This is a genomic window from Nonomuraea soli (genome assembly GCF_013761175.1).
GTDB lineage: Bacteria > Actinomycetota > Actinomycetes > Streptosporangiales > Streptosporangiaceae > Nonomuraea > Nonomuraea soli.
The window spans coordinates 299,407-317,538 of record NZ_JACDUR010000009.1 but is presented as its reverse complement, the minus strand read 5'-3'; the positions used below and the strand labels follow the sequence as shown (position 1 = coordinate 317,538).

The following is an 18,132-nucleotide window of genomic DNA, read 5'->3' as shown; positions in this document are numbered from 1 at the left end:
TTCCGGTATTCACTTGAAGAGGTGCGCTAGGCTTGACGTATGCGCACCGCGACCCTGCTTCTTAGTGGGCCGCGACGGCCTTAGGAAGTCCTCCGCCGTCGCGGCTGCCCCTCGTTGCTCCAACGGGGGGTTTTCTTGTGGGGACACCCAGGGCACCAGTCAACCGAAGGAATAGACCGCCGTGAGTGAGTACGACCCGCAGGCACTGCAGGACAAGTGGCTGCCCATCTGGGAGCAGAAGGACCCCTTCCGTGCCGAGGAGGGCGAGTCCGACCCGCGCGAGCGCCGCTACATGCTGGACATGTTCCCCTACCCGTCGGGCGACCTCCACATGGGTCACGGCGAGGTCTTCGCGCTGGGAGACGTGGTCGCCCGCTACTGGTTCCAGAAGGGCTACAACGTCCTGCACCCGATCGGGTGGGACTCCTTCGGCCTGCCCGCCGAGAACGCCGCGATCAAGCGCAACGCCCACCCGGGCGAGTGGACCTACGCCAACATCGAGACGCAGGCCAACTCCTTCAAGCGCTACGCCGTCTCCTTCGACTGGTCGCGCCGCCTGCACACCAGCGACGCCGACTACTTCAAGTGGAACCAGTGGCTGTTCAACCGCTTCTTCGAGCGCGGACTGGCCTACCGCAAGGGCGGCCTGGTCAACTGGTGCCCCAACGACCAGACGGTGCTGGCCAACGAGCAGGTCGTCGCGGGCAGGTGCGAGCGGTGCGGCGCCGACGTCGTGCGCCGCGAGCTGACCCAGTGGTACTTCAAGATCACTGACTACGCCCAGCGCCTGCTGGACGACATGGCGCAGCTGGAGGGCGGCTGGCCAGAGCGCGTCCTGACGATGCAGCGCAACTGGATCGGCCGCTCCGAGGGCGCCGACGTGCAGTTCGTCATCGACGGCCGCGACGAGCCGGTGACGGTCTACACCACCCGTCCCGACACGTTGTTCGGCGCGACCTTCTTCGTGGTCGCCGTCGACGCCGCCCTGGCCGACGAGATCTGCGACCCCTCCCAGCGCGAGGCCCTGGAGGCCTACAAGCGTGAGGCCGCCAAGCTGAGCGACATCGAGCGCCTGGCGACCGACAAGGAGAAGACGGGCGTCTTCCTGGGCCGCTACGCGATCAACCCGGTCAACGGCGAGCGTATCCCGGTCTGGGCCGCCGACTACGTGCTGGCCGACTACGGCCACGGTGCGATCATGGCGGTGCCCGCCCACGACCAGCGTGACCTGGACTTCGCCCTGAAGTTCGGCCTGCCCGTGAAGACCGTGGTGCACACCGGCCTGGCCGACCCGGGCGAGACCGGCGTCGCCACCCCCGGCGAGGGCCAGCTGGTCAACTCCGGCCCCCTCGACGGCCTGACCAAGACCGAGGCCATCGGCAGGATCATCGAGATCCTGGAGGCCGACGGCCGCGGCACCGGCACCGTCAACTTCCGCCTGCGCGACTGGCTGCTGTCGCGCCAGCGGTTCTGGGGCACCCCGATCCCGATCATCCACTGCCCCGACTGCGGCGAGGTCCCGGTCCCCGACGAGCAGCTGCCCGTCACCCTGCCCGACCTGCGCGGCGAGGCACTGGCGCCGAAGGGCGTCTCCCCGCTGGCCAGCGCGACCGACTGGGTCAACGTCGAGTGCCCGAAGTGCGGCGGAGCCGCCCAGCGCGACACCGACACGATGGACACCTTCGTCGACTCCTCGTGGTACTTCCTGCGCTACTGCTCGCCCGGCTACAACGACGGTCCCTTCGACGTCGAGCAGGTCCGCAAGTGGGGCCCGATCGACCAGTACGTCGGCGGCGTCGAGCACGCCGTGCTGCACCTGATGTACTCCCGGTTCTTCACCAAGGTCCTGCACGACATGGGCATGGTCGACTTCGTCGAGCCGTTCGTGCGGCTGATGAACCAGGGCCAGGTCATCAACCAGGGCAAGGCCATGTCGAAGTCGCTGGGCAACGGCGTCGACCTGGGCCAGCAGATCGACGCCTTCGGCGTCGACGCCGTCCGCCTGACCATGGTGTTCGCCGGCCCGCCCGAGGACGACATCGACTGGGCCGACGTCTCGCCGCACGCCTCGCAGAAGTACCTGGCCCGCGCCTTCCGCGTCTTCACCGACGTCACCAGCGAGCCCGGCGTCTCCTTCGACGAGGGTGACCTGGAGCTGCGGCGCGTCACGCACCGCACGATCGACGAGGTCACCAAGCTGGTCGAGTCGCACAAGTTCAACGTCGCCGTGGCCCGCATGATGGAGCTGACCAGCGCCGCCCGTAAGGCCATCGACGCGGGCAAGAGTGCCGACCCGGCCGTCCGCGAGGCCGCCGAGACGCTGGCGATCATGCTGTCGCTGGCGGCGCCGTACACCGCCGAGGAGGGCTGGGAGCGGCTGGGCCGTACCGGCTCCGTCGCGATCGGCAACTGGCCCGTCGCCGACCCCGCGCTGCTGGTGCAGGACTCGGTGACCTGCGTGGTCCAGGTCGCTGGCAAGGTCCGCGACCGGCTGGAGGTCTCGCCCGAGATCTCCGAGGGCGACCTGCTGGCGCTGGCGATGGACTCCGAGCGGGTCAAGCCGTTCCTGAACGGCGAGCCGCGCAAGGTCATCGTGCGCGCGCCGAAGCTGGTCAACATCGTGCCCTGAGGTTCTCCGAGGTACGGCACGGCGGTCCGGGTCACCGGGCCGCCGTCGTCATCTCTGGCGGTCGGTCGGCTTGCGCCACGTGACGTAGCGCCACCCTCTTGGGAGGAGATCCGCATTAGTGTGCGTCTGTGACGAATGGTGCATATCTGAGATATCCGCATCTGCACGGCGAGCTGGTCACCTTCGTGGCCGACGACGACGTCTGGGTGGCGCCGCTGGAGGGCGGCAGGGCATGGCGCTTCACCGCCGACCGGGTGCCCGTCTCGCACCCGTTCTTCTCGTCCGACGGCAGCAGGATCGCCTGGACCAGTACCCGTGAGGGTGCTCCCGAGGTCTTCGTCGCCGACCTCGACGCAGGCGCGGGGGAACGGCTGACCCACTGGGGCGACGAGGTCACCGGCGTGCGCGGCTGGACCGAGGACGGCAGGGTCATCGCCATCAGCTCCACCGGGCAGTCGGCGCGCAACCGCACCTGGGCTCATGCCGTGCCGCTCGACGGCGGAGCGGCCGAGCGCCTGCCGTACGGCTGGGTCGGCGACGTGTCGGTCAGCGGCGCCAGGACCGCGGTCGTCTCGGCGATCAACACCGAGGCGTCGCACTGGAAGCGTTATCGCGGCGGCCGGGCGCACAAGCTGTGGGTCGACGCGAGCGGCGACGGCGTGTTCACGCGGCTGTTCGCCGACAGCACCGCGCAGCACTGGTCCGCCCGCTGGGTGGGGGAGCGGCTGGCCTTCCTGGCCGACCGCGAGGGCGTCGGCAACCTCTACTCGGTCCTGCCCGACGGCTCCGACCTGCGCAAGCACACCTTCCACGAGCAGTTCTACGCCCGTCACGCGACCACCGACGGCCGGCGGGTCGTCTACAGCCACGCGGGCGACCTCTGGCTCACCGAGCTCGGCGGCGAACCTCGCAAGCTGGACATCACGCTCGCCGGGCCGCGTCCCGGGCGGGCGCCCGCGCCCGTGCCCAACACGATCGAGTCGTTCGCGCCCGACTCCGCGGGCCGCGCGAGCACGGTCGAGATCCGGGGCACCGCCCACTGGCTCACCCACCGCGACGGCCCGGCCGGTGCGTTGCGTGCCGAGCCGGGTGTGCGTGTACGGCTGCCGCAGCCGCTCGACGGCGAGGCGAAGGCCGTCTGGGTCTCCGACGCGAGCGGCGAGGACACGCTGGAGATCGGCGCCCCCGGCGGCCCGCGGCGCACGATCGGCGGCGATTTCGGCCGGGTCCTGGCGCTCAGGGCCGCGCCCGACGGCAAGCATGTCGCGCTGGCCGCCCACGACGGACGGCTGCTGCTCGTCACCGTCGACACCGGGGAGATCCGCGAGGTCGACCGCACCGCCTACGGCGACGTCTCCGGTCTGACCTTCTCGCCCGATTCGGCCTGGCTGGCCTGGGTGCACCCGCACGACGACTGGCTCAAACAGATCAGGATGGCCCGCGTCGAGGGCGGCGACCCGATCGACGTCACGCCGGTGCGCTTCAACGACCACAGCCCCGCCTTCACGCTGGACGGCAGGTACCTGGCCTTCCTGTCGGAGCGCACGTTCGACCCGGTCTACGACTCGCAGGTCTTCGACGTGAGCTTCGCCAACAGCTGCAAGCCGTACCTGGTGCCGCTGAGGGCCACCACGCCCTCGCCCCTGGACCCGTCGCTGCTCGGACGCGGCTGGGAGCCCGAGGAGAGCGGCGACGAGCCCGTGCGGGTCGAGGTCGACGCCGAGGGGCTGGACCAGCGGGTGGTCGCCCTGCCGGTGCCCGCGGGGCGCTACGGCAACCTGCGGGCCGCCAAGGACGCCCTGCTGTGGCTGCGGCTGCCGCTCAACGGCGAGCTCGGCAACGGCACCGACCAGGAGCGGCCGGCGCTGGAGCGCTACGACCTGGCCAAACGCTCCAAGAGCGAGCTGGCCAAGGAGGTCACCTCCTTCGAGGTCGGCGGCGACCGCGTCGTCATGCGCGGCAGGAACGGCCTGCAGGTCAGGCCGGCGGGCGAGGGCGACGACGTGGTCACGGTCGAGCTCGACCGGATCACGATCGTCGTGGACCCCGTCGCCGAGTGGCGGCAGATGTACCACGAGGCCGCCCGGCTGATGCGCGACCACTTCTGGCGCGACGACATGGACGGCGTCGACTGGCAGGCCGCCGTGGAACGCTACGCGCCGCTGGTGGAGCGGATCGGGTGCCGCTCCGAGCTGATGGACCTGCTGTGGGAGGTGCAGGGGGAGCTGGCCACCTCGCACGCCTACGTGATCGAACCGCAGGCCACGGGACGTCAGGGCAAGCTCGGCGCCGATCTGGTCCGCGACGGCGACGCCTGGCGGATCGCCCGCATCCTGCCGGGCGAGTCGTCCGACCACTCGGCCCGCTCGCCGCTGCTCGCGCCCGGCGTCGCCGTGCGCGAAGGAGACGAGATCGTCGCGGTCAACGGCCGCACGGTCGACCCCGTGCGCGGGCCCGCCGCGTCACTGTCCGGTACGGCGGGGCGGGCGGTCGAGCTCACCGTGCGCCCGGCGGCAGGGGGCGAGGCCCGCAGGGTGGTGGTGACGCCGCTCGGCGACGACCGGCCGCTGCGCTACCACGACTGGGTCAGGAACCGGCGCGCCCTGGTCAGGGAGCTGTCCGGCGGGCGGCTGGGCTACCTGCACGTCCCCGACATGATGGCCAACGGGTGGGCGAACTTCCATCGCGACATCCACGTGGAGATGCGGCTGGAGGGCCTGATCGTCGACGTGCGGGAGAACCGGGGCGGGCACCTGTCGACCCTCGTGCTGGAGAAGATCGCGCGGCCCATCACCGGATGGGCGCACTCGCGCGGGTATACGGCGATCCGCGAGCCGGAGCACTCGCCGCGCGGGCCCGTCGTGGCGGTGACCGACGAGTACGCCGCCTCCGACGGCGACATCGTCAGCGCCGGGATCAAGAACCGCGCCATCGGGCCGCTCGTCGGCACCAGGACGTGGGGCGGGGTCGTCGGCATCGACATGAGGTACGCGCTGGTCGACGGCCTCATGGTCACCCAGCCGCGCTACGGCCTGTGGCTGAAGGACCACGGGTGGGAGGTGGAGAACTACGGCGTGGAGCCGGACGTGGAGGTGGTGATCACCCCGCAGGACCGGGTGGCCGGGCGTGACCCGCAACTGGAGAAGGCGGTGGAGCTGGCTCTCGCGGCCCTGGCCGAACGGCCCGCGGCCGTCCCGCCCGAGCTGCCCGCGCCACGCTCGTCCTGACCGCTCCTCGCGGCGCGTACGGCCCCGCTCGTCGTGGGACGGGCGGGGCCGGTGTTCGCTCGCAGCGCAGCCCGGTCCCGACGTGCGTCGTCACCGGCCGATCCGTGCCCGGCGGCCGAAAATCCCCAGCCCAGAGCGGCCTTTGTCGCACTAGGGTGCGAGTGTGACAAATGGCGCTTACCTGAGATATCCGCATCTGCACGGAGATCTGGTCACTTTCGTGGCCGACGACGACGTCTGGGTGGCCCCGCTGGACGGCGGCCGGGCCTGGCGATTCACCGCGGACAGGGTCGCGGTGAACAACCCTCGATTCTCCCCGGACGGCACCAAGATCGCTTGGACCAGCACCCGCGAAGGCGCCCCCGAGGTCTTCACTGCGGAACTCGACGGCGGCACGGGAGAGCGCCTGTCGTTCTGGGGCAACGGACTGACCGCCGTACGCGGGTGGCACCCCGACGGCCGCATCATCGCGGTGACCTCCGGCGGCGAGGCCAACCGCAGCAGGCTCTGGGCACACGCCGTGCCGCTCGACGCCGGGCCCTCCAGCCGCCTGCCGTACGGCTGGGTCAGCGAGGCGGAGGTCGACCGCTCCGGCACGGGTTCCGGCGGCGGCCCGAAGGTCGCCACCGTCTCGGCCGTGTGGCGCGAACCCTCCATGTGGAAGAGGTACCGCGGCGGCACCGCCACCAAGATCTGGGTCGACGACACCGGCGACGGCGAGTTCACCCGGCTGTTCGCCGACAACCTCGCCCAGCACTGGGCCGTCATGTGGGTCGGCGGGCGCCTGGCCTTCCTGTCCGACACCGACGGCACCGGCAACCTCTACTCCTCCCTGCCCGACGGCTCCGACCTGCGGCAGCACACCACGCACGACGACTTCTACGCGCGCCACGCCTCCACCGACGGGCAGCGGGTGATCTACAGCCACGGCGGGGACCTGTGGCTGGCCACCGGCCTCGACGCCGAGCCGTACAAGCTCGACATCAGGCTCAGCGGCCCGCGCCCGGCCCGCGCCCAGCGCCCCGCCCCCTCGCGCGTCGCCGACTTCGCGCCCGACAAGAGCGGCCGCGCGAGCGTCGTGGAGATCCGCGGCACCGCCCACTGGGTCACCCACCGCGACGGACCCGCCGGCGTGCTGCGGGCCGAGCACGGGGTCCGCGTACGGCTCCCGCGCCCGCTCGACGCCGAGGGCAAGGCCGTGTGGATCTCCGACGCCACCGGCGAGGACGCCCTGGAGATCGGCACCCCGGGCGGCGAGATCCGCACCCTGGCCGCCGGCGAGCTCGGCCGCGTACTCGACCTGCGGGTCGCGCCCGACGGCAAGCGCGTCGCGCTCACCACGCACGACGGCCGCCTGCTCGTGGCCGACCTGGAGACCGGCGACCTCCGCGAGATCGACAGAGCCACCGACGGCGACATCCGCGAGCCCGCCTTCTCGCCCGACTCCGCCTGGCTGACCTGGACCTACCCGCACTTCGGGTACTTCCTGCGCCAGATCAAGCTCGGCCGCGTCGACGGCAGCTCGACCATCGAGGTCACCCCGCGCCGCTTCGCCGACACCAGCCCGTCGTTCACGCTGGACGGCAAGCACCTGGTCTTCCTGTCGGAGCGGGTCTTCGACCCCGTCTACGACTCGCACGTCTTCGACCTGTCGTTCCCGCAGAGCACCAAGCCCTTCCTGGTGCCGCTGAAGGCCACCACGCCCTCACCGTTCTCGCCCTCGCTGGCAGGACGCGGCTTCAACGGCGAGGACTCCGCCCCCTCCGACAAGTCCGGCGAATCCGAGAAGTCGGATGCTCCTCCCGCCACCGAGGTCGACGCCGACGGCATCGCCGCCCGCATCGTCCCGGTCCCCGTGCCCGCCGGCACCTACAGCAACCTGCGAGCCGCCAAGGACGCCCTCCTGTGGCTGCGCCACCCGCTGCCCGGCATGCTCGGCGACGGCACCGACCGCCCAGAACCGGTCCTGGAGCGCTACGACCTGGTCAAGCGCACCAAGAGCGAACCGGCCAAGGAGGTGTACGCCTTCGAGGTCAGCGGCGACGGCAGCCGCATCGTCTACCGAGGCAAGAACGGCAGCCTGCAGACCCGCCCCGCCGGCGACGGCGACGAGGCCGTCACCATCGACCTCGACCGCGCAGGGGTGACCATCGACCCCGTCGCCGAATGGCGGCAGTCCTACCACGAGGCCGGCCGCCTCATGCGCGACCACTTCTGGCGCGCCGACATGAACGGCGTCGACTGGCAGGGCAAGCTCGACCGCTACGCGCCCCTCGTCGAGCGCATCGGCACCTACAGCGAGCTCATCGACCTGCTCTGGGAGGTCCAGGGCGAGCTCGGCACCTCCCACGCCTACGCCCGGCCCAACGGCTCGGGAGCCGACCCCAGGCGCCGCCAGGGCCTGCTCGGCGCCGACCTCGAACGCGACGGCGACGCCTGGCGCATCACGCGCATCCTGCCCGGCGAATCGTCCGACCACGACGCCCGCTCGCCGCTCCTCGAACCCGGCGTCGCCGTACGCGAGGGCGACGAGATCGTCGCCGTCAACGGCCGCCCGGTCGACGTCGTGCGCGGCCCCCTGGCCTCCCTTCCGGGAACGGCGGGGCGGCCCGTCGAACTGTCCGTGCGCCCCGCCTCCGGCGGCGACGTGCGCCGCGTCGTCGTCACCCCCATCGAGGACGAGACGCCGCTGCGCTACCACGCCTGGGTCGACGGCCGCCGCGCCGCCGTCCACGAGCTTTCAGGCGGACGCCTCGGCTACCTGCACGTGCCCGACATGGCCTCACCCGGCTGGGCGCAGTTCCACCGCGACCTGCACACCGAGATGGCCCAGGAAGGGCTCATCGTCGACCTGCGCGAGAACGGCGGCGGACACACCTCCGAGCTGGTGCTGGAGAAGCTGTCGCGCCGGGTCACCGGCTGGGTGCACGCCCGCGGCTACGCGCCCAGGGCCTACCCGGACGACTCGCCCCGCGGGCCCATCGTCGCCATCGCCGACGAGTTCGCCGGCTCCGACGGCGACATCGTCAGCGCGGGCATCAAGGCGCGCAAACTCGGGCCGCTCATCGGGACCCGCACGTGGGGCGGGGTGATCGGCATCGACTCGCGGTACGCGCTCGTCGACGGGACCGTCGTCACGCAGCCGCGGTACTCGTTCTGGCTCGAGGGGCACGACTGGGGGGTGGAGAACTACGGTGTCGATCCCGACATCGAGGTGATCATGACGCCGCAGGATCGGGCCGCGGGGCGCGACCCGCAGCTGGAGAAGGCGGTGGAGCTGGCCCTGGCGGCGCTGCAGGAGAAGCCCGCCGTGGCGGCACCCGACCTTCCGCCGGTGCCGTAACCCTCTCGACCGCAGTCGCCCCTCACCGCTCGGGCCTCGCGGGGGCGCCTTCGGCGCTGTCGTGCTCGGGCTGTGCCCAGTGTGGGGGTGGTCCTCCGGCCCACCCCCACACCCCCGGGGCAGATAGCCTCCGGCCATCTGCAACCCGTGCGGGGCGGGGTGGCGTAGGGGCCTTGACGCGATGGCGTTGGGCGAGTGGCGGCAGATGGGCGCGCAGGCGAGAGTGCGGACGGCCCGTGCGAGGGACTTCTCCAACGCAACCAGAGCCGCAGTCTGGCCGGGTCCTGAGAACGAAAGTGCTCAGGACCGGAATGGCGGGCGAATCAGCACCGGGATGCCGTCGTTCTGCTGACACCACGTCCACGGCCCCGTGCCGTCGTTCTCGTTGCATTCGCAGGCGATTCCATCGTCGTCCCGATCGAGGTCAAAGGGGTCGCTGGGGTCAATTTCGAGCACGCGTTGCGCTTCCTGTTGCGTGCCGAAGTCGCGACAGTCGGGGTCGATCTGGGTGGCAACGCTGGTCGGCGGAAGTCCCGCAATAGCGGCGGAGGCGGTCAACGAGATCGAAAACAGATAAATGGTGTCCATAGACAACGCTAGGCATCAGCCATCGGCTCCGTTACCGGCGCAAAGGGCAAAGAGTTGACCCCTGAAGATTGACCTGGCCGCGGCCGGTCGCCGCACCCGTCACCCCTCCTCGGCCCGCCCCTCCACCAGTGCCGCCAGGTTGGCCAGTGCCATGCGGGTCCCCAGCTCATTGTCCGCCGCCGGCACCGCGTCCGGGATGCCCTCGTGCACGATGACCACCTCCGTCGCGCCCCCCGAGTCGCTGAGCAGCGTCGTCATCGTCATCTTCCCCCGCATCCCCGGATCGTCGGTCTCGAACTCGAGCACCTCCACCACCCGCTCATCGGGGACGAGCTCGGCGAAATGCCCGTGGTAGGTGTCGGTGTGCGCCCCCGACTTCCCGGCGGCACCCTCCACCTCGTAGGTGAGCGACACGCGGAACGTGCCCCCCTCCCTGGGCTCGAACCGGTGCACCGTCCCCCTCATCCCCTCGGGCACCCGCCAGGCGGCGATGGCGTCGGCGTCGATCAGGGCGCGGAAGACGGCGGCCCGTGGGGCGTTCACCAGCTGTGAGACCCGTGTGGAGTACATGCCGCCGAAGGTAGCCGACGCCACCGACAACTATGCGGCCAGAGCCCTGGCGACGAAGGCGCCCGACGTGGGCTGGAAGTACTCCTTGATCTCCATGACCAGCCCGTCCCGCACCCGGAAGATCTGCAGGTTCTCCAGCCCGGGCGCCGCGATCTCGGCGATCACCACTTCCGGGTCGCCGGTCTCGTGGATGACGAGTCGCGCCTGGTCCCGGTCGAAGACGATGCCGGAGGCGGTGACCAGTTCCTGGAGCCGGTACAGGAAGTCGGCGACGGCCGCCTTCCCTTCGAACGCGGTGGGAACGCCTTGCGGTGCGTACGGCAGGCGCAGGACGGCGTCGTCGTGCAGCAGGGCGATCTGGGCGTCGCGGTCGAAGGCGGCGCCGGCGACGAGATAGGTGATCAGGACGGAGCGAGCATTCACGGGTAGACTCCTCAAGCAAGAAACGGAGTGGACACTCCGATAATCCGGAGTGACGGCTCCGTTTGTCAAGGGAGAAGCCATGCGCAGCGACGCCGCCCAGAACCGGGCCAAAGTGCTCGCGGCAGCCCAGCGGCTGATCGCGCAGTCCGGTGTCGGCGTCTCCACCGAGGAGATCGCCAAGGCGGCGGGAGTCGGCATCGGCACGGTGTTCCGGCACTTCCCCACCAAGGAAGCCCTGGTCAGCGAGGTTTTCAAGGCCAGCATGGCCGCGTTCGTCGACGAGGGGAGGGCGCTGCTCGACCTGCCGGATCCCCGTGAGGCGCTCTTCACGCTGCTGCGGCGATCGGCGAAGCTCTCCTCCGCCAAGCACGCCCACGCGGGCGCCCTGGCCGCGGCGGGCATCTCCGTGGACGAGGCGGTCGCGGAAGGCCGCGCCGAGCTGCCAGAGCTCCTCGCCACGCTGCTGGCTCGCGCCCAGGCCGCGGGGACGGTCCGGCCCGATGTGGGGGTGCAGGAGCTGACCGCCCTGATGATCGCGGCGGGACACGCCGCCAAGCATGCGCCCAGAGCTGTGGATCTCATCCTCGACGGCCTGAAGGCGGGCAGTCCTAGACTGAACCGGTGAATGACACCTTTCGGGCAGAAGATCTAAAAGCAGTTCGAGATGGTGTGAAATGGTCCAAAGCTGGACCGGGCGTCATCCCCGCATGGGTCGCCGACATGGACTTCCCCGTCGCGCCGCCCATCCGCGAGGCGCTGGAACGCCGTGCCGCCACCGACCTCGGCTACCCGAGCTGGGAGTCGCACGTCGCCCCTGAAGTGCTGCTGGAAGCCTTCGCCGAGCGCATGCACAGCAGATACGGCTGGCAGCCCTCACCCGGGCACGCGCGTGCCTTCACCGACCTCAACCAGGCGCTGCAGGTGGTCCTCCACCACGTCACCGAGCCCGGCGACCGGGTGGCGCTGCACACCCCCGCCTACAACGCCTTCGTCGCGACAGTGACGGGCATGCAGCGGGAGATCCTGCCCGTGCCCGCCGTGCCGTACGGCTCGAGCTGGAGGTTCGAGCTGCCCGACCTTTCCACCTGCACGGTGGTGCTGCTGCTCAACCCGCACAACCCGACCGGGCGTGTCTTCACGCACGCCGAGCTCACCGAGCTGGCCGAAGCGGCCGAGCGGCACGACCTGATCGTGATCTCCGACGAGATCCACGCCGACCTGACCTACGCGCCGCACCGGCACATCCCCTTCGCCACGCTCCTGCCGGAACGCACGATCACCCTCACCTCGGCCTCCAAGGCCTTCAACCTGGGCGGAGTGCGGTGCGCCGTCGCCCATTTCGGGCACGAGGCGACCCGGAAGGCGGTGTGGGCGATGCCAGGCTTCCTGTACGGCGACGCCAACGTCTTCGGGGTGGAGGCGACCCTGGCCGCCTGGAGGCACGGCGACCCGTGGCTGGAGGAGGTGATGCGGCTCCTGGACCGCAACAGGCACGTGGTCGCCGAGCGGCTGCCCGCCACGATCGGCTACCGGGTGCCGGAGGGGACGTATCTGGCGTGGCTGGACTTCGGGCGCCCGGGCAACGCCGAGCGGCTCGAACGGGAGGCGGGAGTGCTGCTGAGCGGAGGGGAGCACTTCGGCCCCGGCGGGGAGAACCACGCCAGGCTGAACTTCGCCACGTCGCTGCCGGTGCTGGAGGAGATGCTGCGGCGGCTGACGTAGCGCTTGCCGTACGAGGGAATGCCGAAGCCGGTCGCCCGCGCGCGGACGACCGGCCACGGGTGCGACTAGAGGCGCCTGAGCACCGCCACGACCTTGCCCAGGACGCTGGCCTCGTCGCCGGGGATGGGGTCGTAGTTGGGGTTGTGCGGGACGAGCCACACGTGCCCGTCCTTGCGCTTGAAGGTCTTGACCGTGGCCTCGCCGTCGATCATCGCCGCCACGATGTCGCCGCTCTCCGCCACGGGCTGCTGGCGCACCACGACCCAGTCGCCGTCGGCGATCGCCGCGTCGATCATCGAGTCACCCGCGACCTGGAGCAGGAAGAGCGTGCCCTCGCCGACGAGCTGCTTGGGCAGCGCGAAGACGTCTTCGACGCTCTCCTCGGCCAGGATCGGGCCACCGGCGGCGATCCGGCCCACGAGCGGCACGTAGGCCGCCGTCGGGCGGCTCACCGCGGGCTCGTCGTGCTCGGCGTCGGGGTCGACCCACAGGACGGGCTCGCCCGGAAGGCGCACCTCGAGCGCACGCGGCCGGTGCGGGTCGCGCCGCAGGTAGCCCTTGCGCTGCAACGCGGTGAGCTGGTGCGACACGCTGGAGGTGCTGGTCAGCTGGACGGCCTCGCCGATCTCGCGCATGGAGGGCGGGTAGCCGCGCTGCTGGACCGAGTCGCGGATCACTTCAAGGATCTTGCGTTGCCTGGGCGTGAGGCCCAGGGAGTCACGCCTGCGCAGGGCGAGGTCGCTGGCCCCGCCGGCATCATCGTGCTCGCTCATGCCCTCTTCCTCCTCACCGGCGGACCTTCCGGTCCGTGGTTTTGATGTCGCACACAGCGACGATATCGCCATCGAAGATCAACCTCAAACAATTGTTCGAGTGTTCCTCGAAAATGTCGGCCGCCTGTGGTAGACCATCGTACGGGAGTTCGATCGACATCGTGTTCGATTCGCCGATCTTTGTTCGGCCTTTCAGGCCGTGAAGGGGCGGGAGGCCAGACATGCGGACGACCACAATGACGGACATCACCGGCGATGAGGCGTCCGGCCTCACTCTGATCGCGGATGCCACCCGGGAGGAGCGGCATTCGAACACGCGGGTCCCGCGTACGGCCAGGCGCCGTCCCGGAGGCCCGGCGCTACGACTGGTGCCGCCGCCTCGCGAGGGGAGCGGGGGCGGCGCCGAGGGGGTGCGCATCGGGTCGGTCGTGAAGGGGTCCGGCGGTGCGGCGGACGGTACGGCAGGCAGGACGGCAGGCGGGGGGCGCCGCCGGGGTTCGGGGGATGGTGGGCTCGTGGTGAAGGTGGGGGAGAGCGTGCTCTCCGGCGGGGGGACGCCGGGTGCGCGCCGTGGAGGAGCGCGGGGGAGGAGCCCGGCGGCCGCGGGGTCGGCGCCCAGGCGTGGCAAGGGGGCGCGGCCCAGGCGGCTGTCGCCGGTGCCCGTCGCCGCGAGCGCGCGGGCGGGCCGGGTCCGCCTGGCCGGGGGCTCGGCGACCCAGATCCGCCTGACCAGGCGCGGCAGGGTCGTAGTCGTCCTCGTGCTCGCCTTCTTCGCGCTCGCCGGGTTCTGGCTCGGCACCAGGGCGGCGGGTTTCGCGGCCGAGGGCTCGTCGGTGCCCGACACCGGCGGGCTGGCCTGGGTCGAGGTCAAGGGGGGCGATACGCTGTGGGCCATCGCCGGCACCGTGGCGGGCCCTGGGTCCGACCCCGATGCGGTGGCCGGGCGGATCATGTCGCTCAACGGCCTCGACAGTTCGCTGATCCGGCCGGGAATGCGGCTGTATCTGCCTCACGTACGGTGATGTCCGGCTTCTGCCGTACCTGATCACGCTTCGACGGTCCCGCGGCCGTGACCGCCGCGTGGGCCGTTTTCCGTCCTCCAGGAGGGCGGCGCGCCCGTCCGGAGGCGACACGCCGTGCTGATCAGCGACTTCGGCCCTTAGGGGCCGGGCAAGTTGCGATCACCGTCCCGCAGTTCTACGGTTGGACCACAACATCTAGTAGTTACACCGATGTAGTTCACCACAACTTGTGTTTCCGTGACCACGGCATGGCTGTGTGCAAAGGATTCGCGACCCCGTGCCTAGGAGGCGAGGCGTGCACTGTCCGTTCTGTCGCCATCCTGACACCAGGGTCATCGACAGCCGCTCCACCGACGACGGCGGAGCGATCAGGCGGCGCAGGACATGTCCTGAGTGCGGGCGACGTTTCACTACACAGGAGACGGTCCTGCTGATGGTGAGCAAACGAAGTGGCGTGACCGAGCCGTTCTCGCGAGACAAGGTCGTCGCGGGCGTACGGCGGGCCTGCCAGGGAAGGCCGGTCGGCGAGGATTCGCTGGCCCAGCTCGGGCAGCAGGTCGAGGAGGCCATCAGGGCCAAGGGCGTCGCCGAGATCCCCTCCAACGAGGTGGGGCTGGCGATCCTCGGCCCGTTGAGGGAGCTGGACGAGGTGGCGTACCTACGGTTCGCATCGGTTTACCGCGGTTTCGAGAGCCTGGCGGACTTCGAGGCCGAGATCGAACAGTTGAAGGCGGAGAAGGATTCGGCCCAAGGGGTCGTGAAGGGGGACTTGCAATGACGGAGACGGTGCCTGCACGCAAGAAGGCCGGCAAGGGCCTGAAGATGAAGCGCATCTTCACCAAGCCCGGCGTGCACCCGTACGACGAGATCACCTGGGAGCGCCGCGACGTCGTCATGACGAACTGGCGCGACGGCTCGATCAACTTCGAGCAGCGGGGTGTGGAGTTCCCCGACTTCTGGTCCGTCAATGCCGCGAACATCGTGACGACCAAATACTTCCGCGGCGCGGTGGGCACCCCGCAGCGCGAATGGTCGCTCAAGCAGCTGGTCGACCGCGTCGTGGGCATGTACACCAAGACCGGTGTCGAGAACGGCTACTTCGCCACCGAAGAAGACGCCGAGATCTTCGACCACGAACTGAAGCACGCCCTGGTCCACCAGGTGTTCGCGTTCAACTCCCCCGTGTGGTTCAACGTAGGCACGAAGTCGCCGCAGCAGGTCAGCGCCTGCTTCATCCTTGCCGTCGACGACACCATGGAGTCGATCCTCGACTGGTACAAGGAAGAGGGTGTGATCTTCAAGGGCGGCTCCGGCTCCGGCGTCAACCTGTCGCGCATCCGCTCCTCCAAGGAACTGCTCTCCAGCGGCGGCACGGCCAGCGGCCCGGTCTCCTTCATGCGCGGCGCCGACGCGTCCGCCGGCACCATCAAGTCCGGTGGCGCCACCCGCCGCGCCGCCAAGATGGTCGTGCTCGACGTCGACCACCCCGACATCGAGGAGTTCATCGAGACCAAGGCGCGCGAGGAGGACAAGGTCCGCGCGCTGCGCGACGCCGGCTTCGACATGGACCTGGGCGGCAAGGACATCGTCTCCGTCCAGTACCAGAACGCCAACAACTCCGTCCGCGTCTCCGACGAGTTCATGCGCTCGGTGGAGAAGGGCGAGAAGTTCGGCCTGCGCGCCCGCCTGACCGGCGAGGTCATCGAGACCATCGACGCCAAGGACCTGTTCACCAAGATGGCCAAGGCGGCCTGGGAGTGCGCCGACCCGGGCGTGCAGTACGACGACACGATCAACGACTGGCACACCACACCCGAGTCCGGCCGCATCACCGCCTCCAACCCCTGCAGCGAGTACGTCCACCTCGACAACTCCTCCTGCAACCTGGCCTCGATCAACCTGCTGAAGTTCCTCAAGGACGACAACAGCTTCGACGTCGCCAACTTCGTCAAGCTCACCGAGCTGATCATCACCTCGATGGACATCTCGATCACCTTCGCCGACTTCCCGACCGAGAAGATCGGCGAGACCACGCGCGCCTACCGCCAGCTCGGCATCGGCTACGCCAACCTCGGCGCGCTGCTCATGGCCACCGGCCACGCCTACGACTCCGACGGCGGCCGCGCCGTCGCCGGTGCGATCACCTCGCTCATGACCGGCGTGTCCTACCGCCGCAGCGCCGAGATCGCCGGCGTCGTGGGCGCCTACGACGGCTACGCCCGCAACGCCGACGCCCACAAGCGCGTCATGCGCAAGCACGCCGCCGCCAACGAGAACCTCCGCACCATCGGCACCATGGACGGCAAGATCCACGCCGAGGCGTCCAAGCAGTGGTCCGAGTGCCTCAAGGCCGGCGAGAAGAACGGCTACCGCAACGCCCAGGCCTCGCTGCTCGCCCCCACCGGCACCATCGGCCTGATGATGGACTGCGACACCACCGGCATCGAGCCCGACCTGGCCCTGGTCAAGTTCAAGAAGCTCGTCGGCGGCGGCTCGATGCAGATCGTCAACCAGACCATCCCACGCGCCCTCAAGCAGCTCGGCTACCAGCAGGAGCAGATCGAGGCCATCGTCGAGTACATCGCCGAGCACGGCCACGTCGTCGACGCCCCCGGCCTGCGGCCGGAGCACTACGAGGTGTTCGACTGCGCGATGGGCGAGCGCTCCATCGCCCCCATGGGACACGTCCGCATGATGGCCGCCGCCCAGCCCTTCCTGTCGGGCGCCATCTCCAAGACCGTCAACCTGCCCGAGTCCGCCACCATCGAGGACATCGAGCAGGTCTACATGGAGGGCTGGCGCCTCGGCCTGAAGGCCCTGGCCGTCTACCGCGACAACTGCAAGGTCGGCCAGCCGCTGTCGGCCGGCGGCAAGAAGACCGAGGCCGCCCCCGCCACCGCCGCCACCGAGACGGTCGCGGAGCCCGAGATCAAGGTCGTCGAGATCAACCGCCCGACGCGCCGCCGCCTACCCAACTCCCGCCCCAGCACCACCACCCGCTTCACCGTGGGCGGCGCCAAGGGCTACATGACCGCCTCGTCCTACCCCGACGACGGCCTCGGCGAGGTCTTCCTCAAGATGTCCAAGCAGGGTTCCACCCTCGCGGGCATCATGGACGCCTTCTCCGTCGCCATCTCGATCGGCCTGCAGTACGGCGTGCCGCTCGAGACCTACGTGAGCAAGTACGTCAACATGCGCTTCGAGCCCGCCGGCATGACCGACGACCCCGACGTCCGCATGGCCGCCTCGGTGATGGACTACATCTTCCGTCGCCTGGCGCTCGACCACCTGCCGTTCGACGAGCGCGCCGCACTCGGCATCTTCTCCGCCGCCGAGCGCGCCGCCCAGCAGCGCGGCGAAGACCCCGCCCCGGCGGTCGACACACAGGCGCTCGCCCAGTCGGCACCCATCGAGGTCAAGCCGAAGGCCATCACCGAGGCCACCGGCGAGACCCCCACCGGCGCCACCGGAGGCGCCACCGCGGCGGCTCCTGCTTCGGCGGCCAAGGAGCTGACGCTGGAGAGCCACGCCCGTTTCGTCGCCGACGCGCCGCTCTGCATGACCTGCGGCACCAAGATGCGGCCCGCGGGCAGCTGCTACGTGTGCGAGGGCTGCGGCTCCACCTCGGGCTGCAGCTAGCCCCCTTCAACGGCATGGTCCTCGCTCGGCGGCGCCTTCGGCGCTGTCGGGCTTGGGCTGTGTCCAGTGGGGGTGGTCCTTCGGCCCACCCCCACACCCCCGGGGCAGATAGCCTTCGGCCATCTGCAACCCGCGCGGGGCTGGGCAGGGGTAAGAGCCGTTGGCGATGGGGGTGTGACCTCTACGGAGGCGGGGA

At 70.3% G+C, this 18,132-nt stretch carries 12 protein-coding genes; 8 read left to right on the top strand and 4 right to left on the bottom strand.

What is annotated here, in order from left to right:
• Positions 1-181 precede the first annotated feature (181 nt).
• The 3 genes from leuS to HNR30_RS40520 all read left to right on the top strand — a co-directional run bounded on the left by leuS (position 182) and on the right by HNR30_RS40520 (position 9,199).
• Entirely contained in the window at positions 182-2,629 is a 2,448-nt protein-coding gene (leuS, locus tag HNR30_RS40530) for a leucine--tRNA ligase (RefSeq protein ID WP_181615484.1), read from the top strand.
• A 128-nt stretch (positions 2,630-2,757) separates the two neighbouring features.
• Positions 2,758-5,856: a S41 family peptidase gene (locus HNR30_RS40525; protein ID WP_181615483.1), complete on the top strand. Its 3,099-nt coding sequence runs from the start codon at positions 2,758-2,760 to the stop codon at positions 5,854-5,856.
• Positions 5,857-6,019: 163 nt separating this feature from the next.
• Positions 6,020-9,199 carry a S41 family peptidase gene (locus HNR30_RS40520; protein ID WP_181615482.1) on the top strand — a complete coding sequence of 1,060 codons (3,180 nt, stop codon included), beginning with the start codon at positions 6,020-6,022 and terminating at the stop codon, positions 9,197-9,199.
• Between the two features lie 300 nt (positions 9,200-9,499).
• Here HNR30_RS40520 and HNR30_RS40515 read toward each other — a convergent pair whose 3' ends face one another.
• The 3 genes from HNR30_RS40515 to HNR30_RS40505 form a co-directional block, all read right to left on the bottom strand.
• Positions 9,500-9,787 carry an excalibur calcium-binding domain-containing protein gene (locus HNR30_RS40515; protein ID WP_181615481.1) on the bottom strand — a complete coding sequence of 96 codons (288 nt, stop codon included), beginning with the start codon at positions 9,785-9,787 and terminating at the stop codon, positions 9,500-9,502.
• A 99-nt stretch (positions 9,788-9,886) separates the two neighbouring features.
• Positions 9,887-10,357: an SRPBCC domain-containing protein gene (locus HNR30_RS40510; protein ID WP_181615480.1), complete on the bottom strand. Its 471-nt coding sequence runs from the start codon at positions 10,355-10,357 to the stop codon at positions 9,887-9,889.
• Positions 10,358-10,387: 30 nt separating this feature from the next.
• Entirely contained in the window at positions 10,388-10,780 is a 393-nt protein-coding gene (locus tag HNR30_RS40505) for a nuclear transport factor 2 family protein (RefSeq protein WP_181615479.1), read from the bottom strand.
• Positions 10,781-10,859: 79 nt separating this feature from the next.
• On the opposite strand from HNR30_RS40505, the gene HNR30_RS40500 reads away from it, so the two are divergent.
• Positions 10,860-11,405, top strand: coding sequence for a TetR/AcrR family transcriptional regulator (locus HNR30_RS40500; RefSeq protein ID WP_181615478.1), 546 nt, complete (start codon positions 10,860-10,862; stop codon positions 11,403-11,405).
• 44 nt (positions 11,406-11,449) lie between these two features.
• Positions 11,450-12,502, top strand: a complete 1,053-nt coding sequence (locus HNR30_RS40495) for a MalY/PatB family protein (RefSeq protein WP_312895001.1) — start codon at positions 11,450-11,452, stop codon at positions 12,500-12,502.
• Positions 12,503-12,567: 65 nt separating this feature from the next.
• On the opposite strand, the gene lexA is transcribed toward HNR30_RS40495, so the two are convergent.
• Complete coding sequence (gene lexA / locus HNR30_RS40490) at positions 12,568-13,275, bottom strand: transcriptional repressor LexA (RefSeq protein WP_220134560.1); 708 nt, start codon at positions 13,273-13,275, stop codon at positions 12,568-12,570.
• A gap of 221 nt (positions 13,276-13,496) precedes the next feature.
• Between lexA and HNR30_RS40485 the strand changes: the two genes are divergently transcribed.
• From HNR30_RS40485 to HNR30_RS40475, 3 genes are all read left to right on the top strand, one after another.
• Positions 13,497-14,297: a LysM peptidoglycan-binding domain-containing protein gene (locus HNR30_RS40485; protein ID WP_181615477.1), complete on the top strand. Its 801-nt coding sequence runs from the start codon at positions 13,497-13,499 to the stop codon at positions 14,295-14,297.
• Positions 14,298-14,592: 295 nt separating this feature from the next.
• A complete protein-coding gene (gene nrdR / locus HNR30_RS40480; protein WP_181615476.1) occupies positions 14,593-15,075 on the top strand; it encodes a transcriptional regulator NrdR in 483 nt (160 codons plus the stop codon).
• A complete protein-coding gene (locus tag HNR30_RS40475; protein WP_181615475.1) occupies positions 15,072-17,936 on the top strand; it encodes a vitamin B12-dependent ribonucleotide reductase in 2,865 nt (954 codons plus the stop codon). Before nrdR ends, HNR30_RS40475 begins: the two co-directional genes overlap by 4 nt.
• Positions 17,937-18,132 lie beyond the last annotated feature (196 nt).